The sequence below is a fragment of the Streptomyces spinosisporus genome, assembly GCF_022698145.1.
In the GTDB taxonomy this organism is placed as follows: domain Bacteria; phylum Actinomycetota; class Actinomycetes; order Streptomycetales; family Streptomycetaceae; genus Streptomyces; species Streptomyces spinosisporus.
This window is the reverse complement of sequence record NZ_JALDAX010000016.1, coordinates 18,452-37,019: the sequence shown is the minus strand read 5'-3', so window position 1 is coordinate 37,019 and position 18,568 is coordinate 18,452. Positions and strand designations below refer to the sequence as shown.

At 72.5% G+C, this 18,568-nt stretch carries 13 protein-coding genes; 6 read left to right on the top strand and 7 right to left on the bottom strand.

The window, feature by feature from the left end; all coding sequences use genetic code 11:
- Positions 1 to 84: 84 nt before the first annotated feature.
- From MQN93_RS33005 to recG, 4 genes are all read right to left on the bottom strand, one after another.
- Positions 85 to 1,152: an ATP synthase F0 subunit B gene (locus MQN93_RS33005; protein WP_242712433.1), complete on the bottom strand. Its 1,068-nt coding sequence runs from the start codon at positions 1,150 to 1,152 to the stop codon at positions 85 to 87.
- Between the two features lie 75 nt (positions 1,153 to 1,227).
- On the bottom strand, positions 1,228 to 1,707 hold the full coding sequence (gene coaD / locus MQN93_RS33000; RefSeq protein WP_037780346.1) for a pantetheine-phosphate adenylyltransferase: 480 nt from the start codon (positions 1,705 to 1,707) through the stop codon (positions 1,228 to 1,230).
- A 26-nt stretch (positions 1,708 to 1,733) separates the two neighbouring features.
- Complete coding sequence (gene rsmD, locus MQN93_RS32995) at positions 1,734 to 2,321, bottom strand: 16S rRNA (guanine(966)-N(2))-methyltransferase RsmD (protein WP_242712432.1); 588 nt, start codon at positions 2,319 to 2,321, stop codon at positions 1,734 to 1,736.
- Positions 2,322 to 2,429: 108 nt separating this feature from the next.
- Positions 2,430 to 4,658: an ATP-dependent DNA helicase RecG gene (gene recG, locus MQN93_RS32990; protein ID WP_242712431.1), complete on the bottom strand. Its 2,229-nt coding sequence runs from the start codon at positions 4,656 to 4,658 to the stop codon at positions 2,430 to 2,432.
- Positions 4,659 to 4,823: 165 nt separating this feature from the next.
- On the opposite strand from recG, the gene MQN93_RS32985 reads away from it, so the two are divergent.
- Positions 4,824 to 6,698, top strand: a complete 1,875-nt coding sequence (locus MQN93_RS32985) for an HSP90 family protein (RefSeq protein WP_242712430.1) — start codon at positions 4,824 to 4,826, stop codon at positions 6,696 to 6,698.
- Positions 6,698 to 9,646, top strand: coding sequence for a tetratricopeptide repeat protein (locus MQN93_RS32980; RefSeq protein ID WP_242712429.1), 2,949 nt, complete (start codon positions 6,698 to 6,700; stop codon positions 9,644 to 9,646). The genes MQN93_RS32985 and MQN93_RS32980 overlap by 1 nt, the downstream gene beginning before the upstream one ends.
- An 84-nt stretch (positions 9,647 to 9,730) precedes the next feature.
- Here the strand turns inward: MQN93_RS32980 and MQN93_RS32975 are convergent, their stop codons facing one another.
- The gene (locus MQN93_RS32975) at positions 9,731 to 11,464 is read right to left on the bottom strand and encodes a DAK2 domain-containing protein (RefSeq protein WP_016432432.1); all 1,734 of its coding nucleotides are present in this window, start codon (positions 11,462 to 11,464) and stop codon (positions 9,731 to 9,733) included.
- 255 nt (positions 11,465 to 11,719) lie between these two features.
- Here MQN93_RS32975 and rpmB point away from each other — a divergent pair, with 255 nt between their 5' ends.
- The 3 genes from rpmB (at position 11,720) to MQN93_RS32960 (ending at position 16,375) form a co-directional block, all read left to right on the top strand.
- On the top strand, positions 11,720 to 11,905 hold the full coding sequence (gene rpmB / locus MQN93_RS32970) for a 50S ribosomal protein L28 (protein WP_004924906.1): 186 nt from the start codon (positions 11,720 to 11,722) through the stop codon (positions 11,903 to 11,905).
- Between the two features lie 118 nt (positions 11,906 to 12,023).
- A complete protein-coding gene (locus tag MQN93_RS32965) occupies positions 12,024 to 15,071 on the top strand; it encodes an AfsR/SARP family transcriptional regulator (RefSeq protein ID WP_242712428.1) in 3,048 nt (1,015 codons plus the stop codon).
- Between the two features lie 77 nt (positions 15,072 to 15,148).
- Entirely contained in the window at positions 15,149 to 16,375 is a 1,227-nt protein-coding gene (locus tag MQN93_RS32960; protein ID WP_242712427.1) for an FAD-dependent monooxygenase, read from the top strand.
- Here MQN93_RS32960 and thiD read toward each other — a convergent pair.
- Both thiD and MQN93_RS32950 read right to left on the bottom strand, forming a co-directional pair.
- Positions 16,329 to 17,156 (bottom strand): bifunctional hydroxymethylpyrimidine kinase/phosphomethylpyrimidine kinase, encoded by an 828-nt coding sequence (thiD, locus tag MQN93_RS32955; RefSeq protein WP_242712426.1) that lies wholly within the window; start codon positions 17,154 to 17,156, stop codon positions 16,329 to 16,331. The two genes, MQN93_RS32960 and thiD, sit on opposite strands and share 47 nt — an antisense overlap.
- Positions 17,153 to 18,121, bottom strand: coding sequence for a thiamine-phosphate kinase (locus tag MQN93_RS32950; protein WP_016432436.1), 969 nt, complete (start codon positions 18,119 to 18,121; stop codon positions 17,153 to 17,155). The genes thiD and MQN93_RS32950 overlap by 4 nt, the downstream gene beginning before the upstream one ends.
- Before the next feature lie 206 nt (positions 18,122 to 18,327).
- Between MQN93_RS32950 and MQN93_RS32945 the strand changes: the two genes are divergently transcribed.
- Positions 18,328 to 18,561: an Lrp/AsnC family transcriptional regulator gene (locus tag MQN93_RS32945; RefSeq protein ID WP_016432437.1), complete on the top strand. Its 234-nt coding sequence runs from the start codon at positions 18,328 to 18,330 to the stop codon at positions 18,559 to 18,561.
- The last annotated feature ends 7 nt before the right edge of the window (positions 18,562 to 18,568 follow it).

The window sequence follows — 18,568 nt, the reverse complement described above, 5'->3', positions numbered from 1 at the left end:
GTGGGCAGCGCTGATCGCGGACGTACACGCGACCGAAGAGCCAGGATACCGGTCCTTTCGCTCACGGCCCAATCCGCGGGTCCGCTACTGGCCGCGCCCCTGCTCGTACGCCCTCAGCTGCTCGGGCGTGATCATCCCGGTGTCGAAGAGGCTGGTCTCGTCGAGGGCGTACGCGTCGTGCCCCTGCGGGGTCTGGTGGCCCTGCTGCATCTGGTTCGGGTCGTACGCGGCCTGCTGGGCGTCGTAGCCCTGGTAGCCGTACGGATCCGCCTGCTGGTAGCCGTAGGCGTCCTGCTGGCCGTAGCCCTGCTGCTGATAGGCGCCTGCGTACGGGTCGGCCTGCTGCTGGTAGCCGTAGGCCGGCTGGGCCTGCGTGTAGTCCTGCTGCTGGACGGGCTGCGGCTGCTCGGCCGGGGCGGCCTGGACCTCCTGCTCGGCGAGCGCCGCGAGGTCGGCCAGGTAGTCGGCGTCGCTGGAGTGCTGGAAGGAGGTGCTGTCGTCGGCGAGGGCGCTCAGGTCGTCGGAGGCGATCCGGCCGTGCAGCTTCTGCCGGCCGCGGCCGACGGCCTCCAGGGTCTTGGCGAGGACCGCCTCGAAGGCGCCGAGCTTGACGTCCACATAGGCGTCGGCGTCCTTGCGCAGGGTCTCCGGGTCGTGGCTGCGCTCGGGGGCGTCCTCGTCCTCGTAGCCCTGTTCGTCGAGGCCCGGGCCCGTACCGAGGAGCTTCTCGCGGCCGCGGCCGACGGAGCCGAGGGTCTTGGTGAGGACGACCTCGAAGTTGGCGAGCTTGGAGTCGACGTAGTCGTCGGCCTCGGCGCGGATCTCCTCGGCCTCCTTACGGGCCTCGGCGAGGATGCGGTCGGCCTCGTTCTGCGAGCGGCGGGCGACCTCGGTGTCGGAGATCAGCGAGCCGCGCTCGGCGTGCGCCGTCTGGATGATCCGCTCGGCCTCCTGGCGGGCCTGCTCGACCATCTGCTCACGGTCGCCGATCAGCTCCTGCGCCTGTGCGAGGGAGCCGGGCAGCGCCGCGCGGACCTCTTCGAGCTGGGCGAGCAGCTCCGCGCGGTTGACCACGCACGAGGCCGACATGGGCATGGCCCGGGCACTGGAGACCGCCGCGACGATCTCGTCGAGCTTCTTCTGCACGTCCACCGTGTGCTCGCCACTCTCTACCGATGTGTTGGAGACGGACGGGACGACTGTAGCCCCATCGGTCCGCCGGTCTCATCAGTCCTTGCGCAGGCGCTTGTTGAGGGCCTCCAGGACCACCGGCGGCACCAGGTGCGAGACGTCTCCGCCCCAGGTGGCGACCTCCTTGACGAGCGAGGAGGACAGGAAGCTGTAGGTGGGGTTGGTCGGCACGAAGAGCGTCTCCACGCCCGACAGGCCGTTGTTCATCTGCGCCATCTGCAGCTCGTAGTCGAAGTCGCTGACCGCGCGCAGGCCCTTGACGATGGCGGGGATGTCGCGCTGCTTGCAGTAGTCGACGAGGAGGCCGTGGAAGGCCTCGATCCGTACGTTTCCGTACTCGGCGGTGACCTCGCGGATCAGCTCGATCCGCTCGTCGATCTCGAACAGGCCCTTCTTGGCCTTGTTGATCATCACCGCGACATAGACCTCGTCGTACAGACGGGAGGCGCGAGAAATGATGTCGAGGTGTCCGTTGGTGATCGGGTCGAACGACCCGGGACATACGGCGCGGCGCACTTGTGATCCCTCGCTCTCCGGTCCGGTCATCGTGCGTTTTCGCACGTTGAGGCGGCGCGACCGTACCAAAACGTTCCCTCGCCGTAGCGACGGGACCGGATCGCCTCGAAGCCGTCCGGCCACCCGAATTCGCCGCCTCGGGTGCTGCGCTCCACGGTGACGATCGCCTCCGGCGCGAGCCAGCCCCCCGAGCGGAGTGTGAGCAGGATCTCCCGAAGATCGTGATCCGTGACACGGTACGGAGGGTCGAGGAACACGATGTCGTACGGGTTTGCCGGCGCCGAAGTCTGGATGATCTGTTCCGCTTTGCCCGATCTGACCCCGGCGCCCGGGAGGCCGAGGCTCCTGACGTTCTCCCGGATCGTGCGGGCGGCGCGGGGGTCCGCCTCGACCAGGAGGGTGTGGCTCGCGCCGCGTGAGAGGGCTTCCAGGCCGACGGCGCCGGAGCCGGCGTAGAGGTCGAGGATGCGTTCGCCGTTGAGGGGGGCGCCCAGGAGGGACTGCCATGTGGAGAGGAGGCCCTCTTTGGCGCGGTCCGAGGTGGGGCGGGTGTTGTTTCCTGGGGGTACCTGGAGGCGTCGTCCGCCGGCTTCGCCGGCGATCACGCGGGTCATCTGTGGTCCTTGATTGTGGGCGGGTTTACGTTCATTGTGGCTGGTCGCGCCCGCGCGGCGGTAGCCGCAAATGGACTACAGCCCCGCGCCCCTAAAAACCGCTTCTCCTCAGCCCTTTTCCAAGTACCCCTCTCTTTCCTCGTCCAAGAGGGCTTCCAGGGCTGTGCGTAGGCCCGGGAGTGAGGTCAGGTCGGGGTCCTCCGCCACCAGGCGGGCTGCTTCCTCTCGGGCCTCTGCGATGACGTCCTCGTCCTCGATGACCGCGAGGACGCGGAGGCTGGAGCGGGCGCCGGACTGGGCCTGGCCGAGGACGTCGCCCTCGCGGCGTTGTTCGAGGTCGATGCGGGAGAGTTCGAAGCCGTCGGTGGTGGAGGCGACCGCGCCCAGGCGCTGGCGGGCCGGGCTGGCCTCGGGCATCTCGGTGACCAGGAGGCAGAGGCCGGGGGCGGAGCCTCGGCCCACGCGGCCGCGGAGCTGGTGGAGCTGGGAGACGCCGAAGCGGTCGGCGTCCATGACCACCATCGCCGTGGCGTTCGGGACGTTGACCCCGACCTCGATCACCGTCGTCGCGACCAGGACGTCGGTGTCGCCGGCGGCGAAGCGGCGCATGACGGCGTCCTTGTCGTCGGGGTGCATCCTGCCGTGCAGCACCTCGACGGCGAGGCCCTTCAGGGGGCCCTTGGCGAGCTGGGCCGCCACGTCGAGGACGGCGAGCGGCGGGCGCCTCTCCGCCTCGTCCTCGGGGGACTTCTGCTTGTTGGACTTCTTCGCGTCGGCCTGGTCGATGTCGTCGCCGATGCGGGGGCAGACGACGTACGCCTGATGGCCGCTCTCCACCTCCTCGCGGACGCGCTCCCAGGCGCGGGCGAGGAAGTGCGGCTTGTCGGCGGCCGGGACGACATGGGAGGCGATGGGTGAGCGGCCCGCGGGGAGCTGGTCGAGGACGGAGGTCTCCAGGTCGCCGAAGACGGTCATGGCGACCGTGCGCGGGATGGGGGTGGCCGTCATGACCAGGAGGTGCGGGGGCTGCTTGCCCTTGCCGCGCAGGGCGTCGCGCTGCTCGACGCCGAAGCGGTGCTGCTCGTCCACCACGACGAGTCCGAGGTCGTGGAACTGGACCTTGTCCTCGATCAGCGCGTGCGTGCCGATCACGATGCCGGCCTCGCCGGTGGCCAGGTCCAGCATCGCCTGGCGGCGTGCGGCGGTGCCCATGGAGCCGGTGAGCAGCACCACCTTGGTGGCGTGCTCGGATCCGCCGAGCATGCCTCCCTCGGCCAGCTCCCCCATCATCTCGACGACGGAGCGGTGATGCTGCTGGGCGAGGACCTCGGTGGGCGCGAGCATGGCGGCCTGCCCGCCGGCGTCGACGGTGGCGAGCATGGCGCGCAGCGCCACCATCGTCTTGCCCGAACCGACCTCGCCCTGCAGCAGCCGGTGCATCGGATGTTCTGTGGCCAGGTCGTCGAAGATCTCCTTGGAGACCTTCTGCTGGCCCTCGGTGAGGGTGAAGGGGAGGCGGTCGTCGAAGGCGGTGAGCAGGCCGTCGGGCTTGGGTCTGCGGGCCACGGCGGGGAGTTGGGCGTCGGCGTGGCGGCGGCGGGCGAGGGCGACCTGGAGGACGAAGGCCTCGTCCCACTTCAGGCGGGAGCGGGCGTCCTCGATGTCCGCCTTGGTCTGGGGGCGGTGGATCTTGAGGAGGGCCTCGGGGAGGGTGACCAGGCCCCGGCCCTCGCGGAGCGCGGGAGGGAGGGGGTCCACGGCGTCCTGAGCGGTCGGCAGGACCGTCTGGACCGCCTTGCCGATCTTCCAGGACTCCAGCTTGGCGGTGGCCGGGTACAGCGGGATCAGGGCGCCGGCCCAGGTCTCGACCGACTCGGAGGGGTCGTCGCCGCGGAGCAGCTCGTAGGCCGGATGGGCCAGCTGCAGGCGGCGGTTGAAAACGGAGACCTTGCCCGCGAACATCGCGCGGGTGCCCGGCAGGAGTTCCTTGTGGGGTTTGTGAACGCCGTTGCCGAAGAAGACCAGTTGGAGGCGGCCGCTGCCGTCGGTGATCGTGACCTCCAGCCGCTGGCCCTTGCCGCGGGGGGCCCTGGCCGAGGCGAAGGTGTGCAGCCGGGCGTCGGCGACCATCGCGACCACCGTGACGTGCTCGTCCATGGGGAGGTCGGCGAGGTGGGTGAGCTGGCCGCGCTCCTCGTATCTGCGCGGGTAGTGGTGGAGGAGGTCTCCGACGGTGTGCAGGCCGAGGTGCTCGGCCATCACCTTCGCGGTGGCGGGGCCGAGCACCGACTTCAGCGGCTGTTGCAGTGGTTCTTGCAGTGCGGGCACGAGATCCATTGCACACCACGCCACTGACATTGCCGTATACGTCGCGGGAAACCCCTGGTCAGACGGCTGGTTCCGGCCGTAGGATGGCGCGCTCCGGCCACGCCCGCGGTCACCGCCCCACCAGGTACCGCCCGACCCCGCGCCGTGCGACGTCCCCCCACCGGCGCTGCGACGATGGACTTCCAGACCTCACAGTCATCCCAGCCGTCCCAGTCACCTCACACCTTCCAGGTCGATCTGCGCGGCCTGGTGGACCTGCTCTCCCATCACCTCTACTCCAGTCCCCGGGTCTATCTGCGGGAGCTGCTGCAGAACGCCGTGGACGCCATCACGGCCCGTCGCGCGGAGCAGCCCGACGCTCCCGCGAGGGTGCGGCTGTACGTGGACTCCCAGGCGGGCGCCGCCCTGCGGGTCGAGGACACGGGCGTGGGTCTCACCGAGGCCGATGTGCACAGCCTGCTGGCCACCATCGGGCGCAGCTCCAAGCGGGCCGATGCGAGTGCCGCCGGGATCCAGGAGGTGCGATCCGACTTCCTCGGGCAGTTCGGGATCGGCCTGTTGGCCTGCTTCGTGGTCGCCGAGCGGATCCGGGTGGTCAGCCGCAGCGCCCGTACGCCGGACGCGGCACCGGTCGAGTGGACGGCGAGCGACGACGGTTCGTACACGGTGCGGACGCTGCCGCACGACGCGCGGCCCGAACCGGGCACCACCGTGCATCTGACGGCGCGCGCGGGCGCGGGCGAGTGGCTCACACGCGAGCGAGTGCTCACGCTGGCACGGGACTTCGGCTCACTGCTGCCGTACGACGTCCGGGTCGGCGACGAGGCGGTCACCGATCTGCCGGCGCCCTGGGACCGCCCGTACCCCTCCCCCGCCACCCGCCGGGTCGCCCTGGCCCGGCACTGTCACGACCTGTTCGGCTTCACGCCGCTGGACTCGATCGAGCTGGACGTGCCGCTGGCCGGGATCCGCGGGGTGGCGTACGTGCTGCCGTCGGCGGTCAGCCCGGCGCAGCGGGCGACGCACCGGGTGCATCTCAAGGGCATGCTGCTGACCGAGCGGGCCGAACAGCTGCTGCCGGACTGGGCGTTCTTCGTGCGGTGCGTCCTGGACACGGACAGCCTGCGGCCCACGGCCTCGCGCGAGTCGCTGTACGAGGACGAGACGCTGGCCGCCGTACGGGAGGCACTGGGCGAGCGGATCCGGTCCTGGCTGACCGGGCTCGCGGCCGGTGATCCGGAGCGGCTCGCGGCCTTCCTGTCCGTGCATCACCTGGGTGTGAAGTCCCTGGCGCGGCACGACCGGGAGATGCTGCGCACGATGCTGCCGTGGCTGCCCTTCGAGACGACCGACGGGCAGCTGTCCCTGGAGGAGTTCGCGCAGCGGCACCCGGTGGTGCACTTCACGCGGACCGTCGAGGAGTACCGGCAGGTCGCGCCGATCGCCTCCGCGCAGGGCGTCGGGGTGGTCAACGGCGGTTACACGTACGACAGCGAGCTGGTCGAGGCGCTGCCGTCGGTGCGGCCCGGGACGGTGGTCGCCGAGCTGGACGCGGACACCGTGACGGCGCATCTGGACGCGGTGGATCCGGCGGAGGAGCTGGCGCTGTCGGAGTTCCTGGCGGTGGCGCGGGCCCGGCTGGATCCTCTGCAATGTGACATTGCACTGCGCTCCTTCCACCCGCTCTCCGTCCCCGCCCTGCACCTCGACGACCGGGTCGCCCGCCATGAGCAGGCCCGCGCCGAGGCCGAAGCACAGGCGGACGACCTGTGGGCCGGGATCCTGGGCTCGCTGCGCGGCGGTGCGCCCCGCGCGCGTCTGGTGCTCAACCATCTCAACCCGCTGATCCGCAGGATCAGTTCGCTGCGTGACGCGGAACTGATCGGCACGGCCACGGAGTCCCTCTACGGACGGGCGCTGCTGATGGCGCAGCGCCCGCTGCGGCCGGCGGACACGGCGCTGCTGAACCGTGCGTTCATCGGCCTGCTGGAATGGGCGACCCACGGCGAATCCGATGCGACGGGCGACTCCTCGGGGGGCGGTTTCTGATGAGCTCGATCACCGACTTCGACTCCCTGCGCCGGGCGATGGCGGAGAACGGCGAGCAGCCGGAGGGCCCCGCGCGCAACGCGCGCGCGGAGCAACTGCTCGCCGAGGCCGAGAAACTGGGCATACCGCTCGCCGTGATCGAGGCGCTCGGGCACCAGCTGAAGGTCTACAACTACAGCTCCGAGAAGGACAAGATGTTCGTCCCCTTCGCGCGTCTGCTGCGCATGTGGGACGAACGGCCCGAGGATTTCGACGAGTACGAGGTGCACTCGCTGCACTGGGTCTTCAAGTGGATGTCGTCCGGCATGCTCGACCAGCCGCACATCCCGCTCGCCTCGATCGAGAAGTGGCTCGGCGAGATGGAGCACCGCTACCGGCTCGCCGGGCACTCCGAACGGGCCGTGCGCAGCGCCGAGTTCAGTGTGGCCGCGCACCTCGGGGACGTCCCGCGCGCGGAGCGGGCGTACGCGGCGTGGCTGGCCGCCGACCGCGACAGCATGGCCGACTGCCATGCGTGCGAGCTGCACGAGCAGGGCTGGTGGCAGGCGGAGCAGGGGCACGACGCCAAGGCGTTGGCGCTGTGGGCGCCGGTTCTGGGCGGCGAGTTCACCTGCGCGCACGAGCCGCACGCCGTCCTCGCGTCCTCCCTGGCGCCGTTGCTGCGGCTGGGCCGCACGGACGAGGCACGCGCGCACCATCTGCGCGGCTTCCGGCTGGTGCGGGGCATGGAGAGCATGCGGGGCGCGTACGCCGACCACGTGGAGTTCTGCGCCCTGAGCGGCAACGAGGCACGCGGCCTTGAGCTGCTCGCGGAGCGGCCGACGTACTTCACGGACACCGGGCACCCGCGCAGCAGGCTGGACTTTTTGAGCGTGGTGGCGCTGCTCATGCGGCGCCTGGAGGAGACGGGGCTGGGCGACCGGCAGGTGCCGGGACCGGTCGGCCGGACGTGGACCGCGCGCGAACTCGGCGCGCACGCGCGCGTGGAGGCGCTCGCCCTGGCCGGGCGTTTCGACGAGCGCAACGGCACCTCGCACGTGAGCGAACGGGCACGCGCGCGCATGGCGCAGCCCCAACTGGTGGAACGGCTGCCGCTCGGCGTGCGTACGGCGCACCCCGTCGCCGCCCGCCCGGCCCCCGCTCCCGCGGCGCCGGCCGTGGCACCCGGGCAGGAGCCGGACCTCGCGGCCCTGCTGGCCGAGGCACGCCGGATGTCCGACACCCTGCAGCCGAACGCCATGGAGGCCTGGGCGGCGGTCTCGCGGGCGGCGGCGGACGCCGAGCTGGACGTCCGCGACCGCGCCGAGATCGCCGACCACGAGGCGATGGGCCGGGGGCCGGAGGGCGCCGAGCTCTTCGAGCGGGCGGCCGATCTGTACGAGGAGGCGGGCGACCTCGGGGAGGCGCTGGGGGCACGCACGCGTGCCGCGTACGTACGCGCGCTGACGGGCCGGGTGGACGAGGCGCTGGCCGCGGTCGCCGGGCCGTACGACCAGGTCCTGGCGCTGTACGCCGAGGACGCCACGGGCGTACGGCAGACGGCGTCCGTGCTGATGGGGCGGGCGCGGGTGCTGATGCGGCGGGTGCTGGACGCCGACGAGACGGCGGACGGGGCACCTGACGAAACGGTTCTCGCGGCGGCGGAGTCCGCCGTGCGCGAGCTGCTCGCGCTGGTCGGCGGGCATGCCGGGGACGACGTGCGGATCGCGTCGCGGTACGCCGAGGGGCAGGCCATGCTCGCGGAGCTTGCGGTGCGCCGGGGCGACCTGGAGAAGGCCGTGGAGCTGTTCGGGCGGGCCTCGGCCGCCTTCGTCGAGGCCGGGCTGCCGTGGTTCGCGGTGGAGTACGAGGCACGGCTGGCCGGGCTGTCGCACCATCTGGGCGACATCTCGGGGGCGGAGCGGGCGCTGCGGGCGGCCCTGGAGCACGGCGGTGCGCATCTGGAGGCGGTCGGGCGGGCCCAGCTGCACCTCCAGCTCGCCGAGGTGCTGGGCGGCCGCGGGCTGTCCGTGGAGGCCGCCGAGCACGCCCTGGAGTCGGCGCACTGGGCGGACGAGGCGGGCGAGGGCCCGACGTTCGGCGCCTGGGCGCGGCATCAGCTGGGCGGGTTCCTGCTGCGGCAGGGACGGTTCGCGGAGGCCGCGGAGGTGCTGGAGTCGGCGCTGCCGGACCTGAACGAGGAGACGCACGGCGACGGAGTGGTCGTCCAGACGCAGTGGTGGCTCGGCGACTGTCTGAGCGAGCTCGGCGACCATCGCGCGGCGGCCGAACGGCGGCTGCAGGCCGCCGAGATCGCCCGCCACTGGCCCGAGCAGCGGGACCATGCGACGCTCGCCCATCTCGCCGCCGAGTCCCTCGGGGCGGCCGGGCTGTCCGCCGACGCCGACCGGGCGTACGCGCGCGCGGGCGAGCTGTGGCGCTCGCTCGGCGACGTCCACGGCCTGGTCCGTTCGCTGCGTGCACGCGCGTGGCTGGCGCTGCGCGCGCAGGACGGGGCGGGCGCCGCACGGGAGTTGATGGCGCAGGCCGTCCGGGAGTGCGCGTCGGCACTGGACGGGGACGGCCACGACGAGGGGGCGCGCGAGCGGCTGGCCGCCGAACTCGGCCACACCCACCGCCAGTTCGGCGACCTGCTCGCCCGTTCCACCTCCGAGGACGCCGACGACGACGCCATCCGGACCGCACTCGAGGACGCCCTGACCCAGGTCACCGAGGCGATCACGGTGTTCGCCTCCCTCGGCGACGCCGCCCTGGACAGCCGCACCGGCGCGGAACTCGCCGCGGGCTGGCTGGAGACCGACCTCGGCCACCCCACCCGCGCCACCGCACGCGCGCGTACCGTCCTCGCGATGTACGACGGCGCCCCCACCGACGACGAAACGGCCCAGTCCCGCCGGGCCGAGGCGGAGCAGATGCTGCAGGTGGTGGAGGAACAGGGGGCGGGGTGAGGGGGCGCGCGGCGCCGGGTCAGACGGATGCGGGGTGTGGGCCGGGGCTGAGACGGCACGGGGGCGCGGCCGGTTGACGCCTCACTACTCCACGCCGATCAGCAGCAGAGCGCCCTGGCGGCCGCCTCGGTACACCACCGTGTCGACGGCGAGGTAGGACTCGCGTACGCGTGCCTCCAGGCGGTCGGCGACGGACTGGGGGGCGTCGTCGCCCAGGACGAGGGTGACGAGTTCGCCGCCGGCCTGGAGCATGCGGTCGAGGACGCTCTCCGCGGTGGCGGTGACGTCGGAGCCGATCACGGCCACGTCGCCCTCGACGAGGCCGAGGACGTCGCCGGCCTGGCAGATGCCCGCCATGGTCCAGGACTCGCGCTCGGCGACGACGACCTCGGCGTACCGGGTGGCGCCCGCCGCCGAGGTCATCGACACGACGTCCTCGTCGAAGCGGCGCTCCGGCTCGTGCACGGCCAGTGCCGCGATCCCCTGGACCGCGGAGCGGGTGGGAATGAGGGCCACGCGGATGCCCTCGGCACGGGCCTGCTCGGCCGCCGCGGCAGCGGTGTGCCGCAGGTCGGCGTCGTTGGGCAGCAGCACCACCTCATGCGCGTGCGCACGCCGTACGGCGTCGACGAGTTCACCGCTGGCGGGCCGCTCCCCCGGGCGCGCGAGCACGGCGGTCGCACCGGCCTCGGAGTACAGCCCGGCCAGTCCCTCCCCCGGCACGACGGCGACCACGGCCCGCTGCACCCGCTCGCGGGGCGGCCGCCCACCACCGGTGGTGTGCACGTCGCCGAGCCCGAAGTGGGTGATCCGGATGCGGTACGGCCGCCCGGCCTCGACGCCCGCCTCCACGGCGGCGCCCGCGTCGTCCACGTGCACATGCACGTTCCACAGGCCGTCGCCGCCGACCACGACCAGCGAGTCCCCGAGGGCGTCGAGACGGGACCGCAGCCGCTGCACGGACGCGTCGTCCGCCTCCAGGAGGTAGATCACCTCGAAGGCGGGGCCGCCCGCCTGGGGGGCGGCGCAGTCGTCACCGGCAGGAGCCTGATCGGCCGTGTCCGTGCCCGTACGTGCATCGCCATCTGTGGCCACGTCCGTGCCTGTGCCGGGCGGTACGTACGCCTGCTCCCCGGAACTCGCGACCGGCCGCGGCGTCTGACCGGTGAACGTCTCCACCAGCGCCGCGAGCACCGCCACCAGCCCCCGTCCGCCGGCGTCCACCACCCCGGCGCGGCCGAGCACGGCCAGCTGCCCCGGGGTCGCGGCCAGTGCGGTGCGCGCTCCTTCGTAGGCCGCCCGTGCCACCGCCCCGCAGTCGCCCTCGGCGCCCTCCGCCGCGTCGGCGGCGGCCGAGGCAACCGTCAGGACCGTGCCCTCGACGGGGTGCGCGACGGCCTGGCGGGCGGAGTCGGCCGCGTGCCGGAGCGCGGCCCGGAGGCCGGACCCGTCGGTGTGAGGCGTCTCACCGTCGGCGGTGAGCACCTGCGCCATCCCGCGCAGCAGCTGGGCGAGGATCGTCCCGGAGTTCCCCTGGGCGCCGATCAGCGCGCCGTGCGCCATCGCACCCGCCGCATCGGCCAGCGTCGGCTTCCCGGAGACCCCGGCACCCACCTCGTGGGCTGCGAAGACGGCCTCCACGGCCGCGACGGCGGACTCCACGGTGAGATAGAGATTGGTGCCCGTGTCCCCGTCGGCCACGGGGTAGACGTTGATCGCGTCGATCTCCTCGCGCGCGCGTCCCAGCGTCTCCAGCGCGAGGCCGCACCAGGTGCGCACCGCCAGAGCATCGAAGAATGTCTGCGGCACCTGCGCCACCTGCGCCTCCTTGAGCTGCCGGCCTGGACGCAGCGTAGACCCCGGGGTGCCGCCGGCCGGAAGAGGGGCGGAGCGGGGCCCTGAGCAGCCATGGTAGTTTCGTTGTACTGGCGCAGTCGTTGTATGCTGCTCCGGTTGCCCGACACAGATCGGGCTCGTCACCTGGCACCGCCACCCAGATCTCTGATCCTGCGATCTCGATCCCGGCATGCCGGGACTCAACCGTAAGTGCATCTGAAGTCTTTGGAGTGACCCGTGGCTGCCAACTGCGACGTCTGCGGCAAGGGCCCGGGCTTCGGCAACAACATCTCGCACTCGCACCGCCGTACGCCGCGCCGCTGGAACCCGAACATCCAGCGCGTTCGTACTGTGGTCGGCGGGACGCCGAAGCGCGTGAACGCCTGCACCTCGTGCATCAAGGCCGGCAAGGTCTCGCGCTGACGCCCACAGCTGAGCGCGCGGCCACTGCTGGTTCGCCGCAATGAGCCGGTCCACCTCGTGTGGACCGGCTTTTTGCTGCCCTGAGCAAGCCGTCACCGGACGCTGAGAAGCTGTACCCATGCGCTTCGGCATCCTGGGTCCCCTGGACGTACGCACCGACGACGGCACCCCACTGGACCCCGGCGGACCCCGCCCCCGTGCCCTGCTCTCGCTGCTGCTCCTCGACGCCGGCCACCCGGTGTCCACCCAGCGCCTGATCGAGGGTCTGTACGGCGCCGAGGCGCCCGCCGGTGCCGCCAACGCCCTCCAGTCGCAGATCTCCCGCCTGCGCAGGCGGCTGGCCCCGCACGCGGAGATCGAGGCGGTCGCCGCCGGCTATCGCCTCGCCGCCCCGTCCGACTCCGTGGACGCCCACCGTTTCGAGCAGCTGTCCCGGGACGGCCGGGCCGCACTCGCCGCAGGCGACCACACGCGCGCGGCGATGCTGCTGCGGGAGGCGCTCGCCCTGTGGCGGGGCCCGGCCCTGCCCGACCTCCCGGACGCGCACGCCGACACCATGCGGCTCGCCGAGCTCGGGCTTGCCGCCGCGGCGGATCGGATCGAGGCGGACCTGGCGCTCGGCGGTGGCCCCGAACTCGTACCGGAGCTACGGGCGCTGCTCGCGGAGCACCCGCTGAGCGAGCGGCTGTACGGGCAGCTGATGCGGGCCCTGCACGCGGGCGGGCGGCCCGCCGAGGCGCTCGGGGTGTACGAGCAGGCCCGGCGCACGTTGGCGGACGAGCTGGGCGCCGACCCCTCGCCCGAGCTGGCCGCGCTGCACCTGGAGCTGCTCCGGGGCGGGGGGTCCGAGCGGCAGCGTCTGCCCGTCCAGCTGACGCGCTTCGTCGGGCGGGAGAGCGAACTGGACCGGATCGCCTCGCTGCTGGCGCAGGGTACGCGTCTGGTCACGCTCACCGGTCCGGGCGGCGCGGGCAAGACGCGGCTGGCGATCGAGGCGGCCGGGCAGCATGCCGGTGTCTGTTTCGTGGAGCTGGCGCCGCTCACCGACGGGGCGCAGATCCCGTACGCCGTCCTGACCGCTCTCGGTGTACGTGAGGGTCTGCGCACGCCCGCCACCGACAGCACGGACCGGCTGCTGGCCGCCCTGGAGGACCGCGAGCTGCTGCTCGTCCTCGACAACTGCGAGCACCTGGTGGAGGAGGCCGCCAGGACCGTCTCGCTGCTGCTCGGCACCTGTCCCGGTGTGCGCGTCCTCGCCACCAGCCGCGAGTCCCTCCAGATCACCGGTGAGGTGCTGGTGCCCGTGCCGCCGCTGCCACCGGAACCCGCGGAGCGGCTCTTCCTGGACCGCGCCCGTGCCGTACGCCCCGGCTTCGAGGCCCACGCGCGCGTGCCCGGCATCTGCGCCGCCCTCGACGGACTCCCGCTCGCCATCGAACTGGCCGCGGCCCGGCTGCGCACCCTCACCCCGGACGAACTGGCGGACCGCCTGGACGACCGCTTCCGCCTCCTGTCCCGCGGCGACCGCTCCAAGGCCCCCCGCCACCGCACCCTGCGCGCGGTCGTGGAGTGGAGCTGGGACCTCCTGGACGAGGAGGAACAAGAACTGGCCCGCCGCCTGACCGTCTTCTCCGGCGGCGCGACCCTGGAAGCGGTCGAGGCCATCTGCGGCCTGCCCTACCCGGAGGACGTACTGGCCTCCCTGGTCGAGAAGTCCTTCCTGGAGGTCTCCGCGGGCCGCTACCGAATGCTGGAGACGATCAGGGCGTTCGCGGCGGAGGGTCTGGAGGGTGCGGGGGACGTGGGCGCTGCGGCAGACCCCCGCCCCGCCCGGGGCCCCACTCCCACCGCCCCCCTGAAAACCGCCCACGCCTCCTATTTCCTCCGCCTCGCCGAAGAAGCCGAGCCCCACCTGCGTGGTGGCGGACAACTGGCCTGGCTCGATCGGTTGGCTGCCGAGCAGGGGAATCTGGATGCGGCGCTGCGGTATCTCATGCATCGCGACACCCACCGGGCCCTGCGCCTCATGGGGCCGCTCTCCTGGTTCTGGCGGCTGCGTGGAGTGCACGGTGAACGGGTGGCGACGGCAAGGGAGTTGCTGGGTGAGGTGGGAGACGCGCCGCCGCCCGGGCTGGAGGAGGAGTACGTCCTGTGCGTCATCAACGCGCTCTCCGGCACGGGCGACGAACCCGAGCTCGTCGCGCGCGCGGCGGCCGTGCTGCACGCGTACCGGGGGCCGCTGCGGCTGCCGTACATCCTCGTGATGTGGGCGGTCGCGACCGGCCCGTGGCCCGACACCGAGGCGCACGCCCTCGCGCTGGCCGGCGACTCCCGGTGGGCGCGCGCCCTGCTCGACGTGGGCCTCGGCTTCAGGACGCAGTTCGAGGGCCGGCCGGCCGAGGCCGAGCAGTACTTCTCCCGAGCGCTGGCGGGGTTCCGGGTCACCGGTGACCGCTGGGGCCAGGCCAACTGCCTGGACCCGCTGGGGATGTGCGCCCACGCGCGCGGTGACTCCGAGCGCGCCCTGGAGCTGCTCGACGAGGGACTGTCGTACACGCGGGAGCTGGCTGCCCCGGAGGAGACCGCCGATCTGCTGCGCACCCGGGCCACCGTGCTGATGCACAAGGGCGACACGACCGCCGCGGCGGCCCACTTCGAAGAGGCGATGGCGCTCGCGCGGGGCGCCGGACTCCCCGACAAGGCGGCGGCCGCCCGGCGCGGCCTCGGCGACGCGGCCCGGCTGTCCGGGGACACGGCACGCGCACGCGTGCACTACGAGAACGCCCTGCAGGAGTGCGCCGCCAACTGGTTCAGCGTCGGCGAGACCGTCCGCTGCCTCCTCGGGCTCGGCCGTACGGCCGCCGCCGAGGGCGACACCGACGAGGCCCTCGACTGGTTCCGGCAGGCCGCCGAGCTGGCCGTGGAGGGACCGGGCGACCTGGAACTCGCCGACACCGCCGAGGCGCTGGCCTCCACCGCCGGCTCCCCCGAGCGGGCCGCGGTACTGCTGGGCGCGGCAACGGGCCTGCGGGGCGGCCGCATCGAGAACAACCCCGACGTCGCCCCCGTAGAGGCAAAGGCACGCGCGAACCTCTCACCCGAGGCGTTCGAGCAGTCCTTCGAGCAGGGCCGAAAGCTCCGGTCGGCGGCGATCAGCGAACGGTAGGCGGCGCTCAGCGAGCCGTAGGCGGCGGTCAGCGAACGGTAGGCGAGCGGTAAGCGGCACCCCCCACGCTGCCGTACATGACGAACAAGACGCACGACCTGGCCCACCTCACCGTCCTGATCTCCGGCGCCAGCGTCGCCGGCCCCGCACTCGCCCTGAACCTCGCCCGGCTCGGTGCCCGGGTCACCGTCGTCGAGAAGGCGCCCGCACTGCGCGGTGGGGGCTTCGCGGTCGACTTCCGCGGTCATGTCCACCGCACGGTCCTGACGTCCATGGGCATCTGGGACGAGATCCACGCCCGCCAGACCCACATGGGCCGCCAGACCGTCGTCGACGCCGACGGCAGCCCGCGCATCGACCTGCCCGCCGACATGATGAGCGGCGACGTGGAGATCTTCCGCGGCGATCTCGCGCAGATCATGTACGAGCGCACCAAGGACGACGTCGAGTACGTCTTCGGCGATTCGATCGCCTCCCTCATCGAGGACGCCGACGGCGTCGACGTCACCTTCGACAAGGGCGCTCCCCGCCGCTTCGACCTGGTCGTCGGCGCCGACGGCCTGCACTCGAACACCCGCCGCCTCGTCTTCGGCGACGAGTCGCGCTACCTGCGCTTCTTCGACCACTACGTGGCCGGCTTCGACGTACCCAACCACCTGGGCCTGGACCGCACGGGCCGCGTCTACAGCGAGCCCGGGCGCGCCTTCGTCATCGGCAACTACGACGGCGATCCCGACCGCGCGGGCGCGCTGCTGGTCTTCCGGTCCGAGGAACTGTCGTACGACCGCAGGGACGTCGCGGCGGTGAAGGAGATCCTCCGGCAACGCTTCGCCGGGATGGGCTGGGAGGCGCCGGCCGTCCTCAAGGCCCTCGAAGAGGCCGACGACCTCTACTTCGACGCGATCGCCCAGATCCACGTCGACCGCCTCACCCAGGGGCGGGTGGCCCTGCTCGGCGACGCCGGGTACGGGGCGACCATGGGCGGCATGGGAACGGGCGTCGCCGTCGTCGGCGCCTATGTCCTCGCCGGTGAACTCGCCCTGGCGGGCGGTGACTTCCGTACCGCCTTCGCCGAGTACGAGACGCGCATCCGGGACTTCGCCAAGGGCTGCCAGAAGATCTCCGGCAACGCGGGCCCGTTCTTCGCCCCGCCGACCGAGCGGCGCATCCGCATGCGGGACCGGATGTACCGCATCCTCGCCTCGCGCCCGCTGGCCCGCTTCTTCAAGCGGATGACCGAGAAGGCGGCCACCGACATCAAGCTGCGGGAGTACCCGGCCCTGACGGCCCCGGCCCGGCCCTGAACGCCCAGCCGTGGTCCACGGGCCCGATCCCGCCGCCGAGCGCGAACCCGGCGGCGATCGCCCCGGTGACGTAACTCTTGGCCGCCGCCACCGCCTCCGGCACGGACTGCCCCTTCGCGAGCTGCGACGCGATCGCCGACGCGAGGGTGCAGCCCGTGCCGTGCGTGTGCCGGTTGTCGAGGCGGGGAGCGCGCAGCCAGTGCTCCTCCGTGCCGTCGGTGAGCAGGTCGACGGCGTCACCGGCGAGATGGCCGCCCTTGACGAGCACCCACCGCGGTCCGTACGCCAGCACGGCCGCCGCGGCCTCGCGCAGGTCCTGCTCCGACTCGACCCGTACGCCGGTGAGTTGGGCCACCTCGTCGAGGTTCGGGGTGACGACGGTGGCGAGGGGCAGCAGCTTCGTGCGTACGGAGTCCAGAGCGGAGGCCGCCAGCAGCGGGTCGCCGTGCTTGGAGACGCCCACCGGGTCGACGACCGCCGGAGCGTCCGTACCGCCGATCAACTCGGCCACGGCTTCGACGAGTTCGGCCGAGGAGAGCATCCCGGTCTTGACGGCCTGCACACCGATGTCGTCGACGACGCTGCGGTACTGCGCCCGTACCGCCGCCACCGGCAGCTCCCAAGCCCCTTGCACACCCAGCGAGTTCTGGGCCGTGACCGCCGTGACGACGCTCATGCCGTGCACGCCGAGCGCCAGCATCGTCTTCAGGTCGGCCTGGATCCCGGCCCCTCCGCCGGAGTCGGAGCCCGCGACGGTCAGCACCCGGGGCGGCGCGCTCATGACTCGATGTCCCCGCCGAAGTGGTCCCAGCCGCCCTTGCTGGTCCACGGCGCCCCGTCGACCGTCACCTGCGGCAGCGCCGAGGGGTTGAGCACCTCGCCGATCACCTTCCAGCGGGCGGGCAGCTTCACGTCCGGCGGGAAGGTCGCCACGATCGCGTGGTCTTCTCCCCCGGTCAGCACCCACTGCATCGGGTCGACACCCACGGCCTGTCCGATGTCGTTCATCTGCGAGGGGATGTCGATCGCGCCGGAGCGGATGTCGATACGGACCTTGCTGGCCTCGGCGATGTGCCCGAGGTCGGCGATGAGTCCGTCGCTGACGTCGCACATCGCGGTCGCGCCGAGCCCCGCGGCGGCCGGACCCGCGTGATACGGCGGTTCGGGGCGGCGGTGCGCCTCCACGAAGGCGCGCGGCGAGCGGAAACCGCGCGAGAGCACGGCGTATCCGGCGGCGGACCAGCCCAGCCAGCCGGTGACAGCGACGCGGTCGCCGGGCTGGGCGCCGGCCCGGGTGATCGGCTCCTGGTTGCGCAGATCGCCGAGCGCGGTGATCGACACCGTGATCGTGTCGCCCCGTACGACGTCTCCGCCGACCACCGAGGCGCCCGCGACCTGGCACTCGTCGCGCAGCCCGTCCATCAGCTCGCTCGGCCAGGCGACCGGGAGTTCGGCCGGCACGACCAGTCCGAGCAGCAGCGCGGTCGGCACGGCGCCCATGGCCGCGATGTCCGCGAGGTTCTGCGCGGCCGCCTTGCGCCCCACGTCGTAGGCGGTGGACCAGTCGCGGCGGAAGTGCCGCCCCTCGACGAGGATGTCGGTGCTGGCCACGACCCTACGGTCGGGTGCGGCGACCACCGCGGCGTCGTCGCCGGGGCCGACCCGGACCGCCGGGGTGGTGGTGAGACGGGAGGTGAGCTCCCTGATGAGCCCGAACTCCCCGAGCTCACCAACAGTGCCCTTCATTTCCCTTGCTCCCCTTCTGTCCCTTGCCGTTCCCGGTCGCGCGTCATCCGTGTCCTCGTTACGGTCGAGGTGTCCGTCAACTTCTGTCGTGCCCGCACCCCGGCGCGGGGACCCCGGCCTTCGCGGGTCTCCCCGTGGTGTGCGGCGACGCGATACCGTGGCGTTCCTTTTCCCCACATGATCCTCGTGGCCGCCCTGGAGGTTCCGTGGTACAGGCGTACATCCTGATCCAGACGGAGGTCGGCAAGGCGTCGACCGTCGCCGAGACGATCAGCAAGATCCCTGGAGTCATCCAGGCCGAGGACGTGACAGGACCTTATGACGTGATCGTGCGGGCGCAGGCCGACACCGTGGACGACCTGGGACGCATGGTGGTCGCCAGAGTCCAGCAAGTGGACGGCATCACCCGCACCCTGACCTGCCCGGTCGTCCATCTGTAGCCCCCGT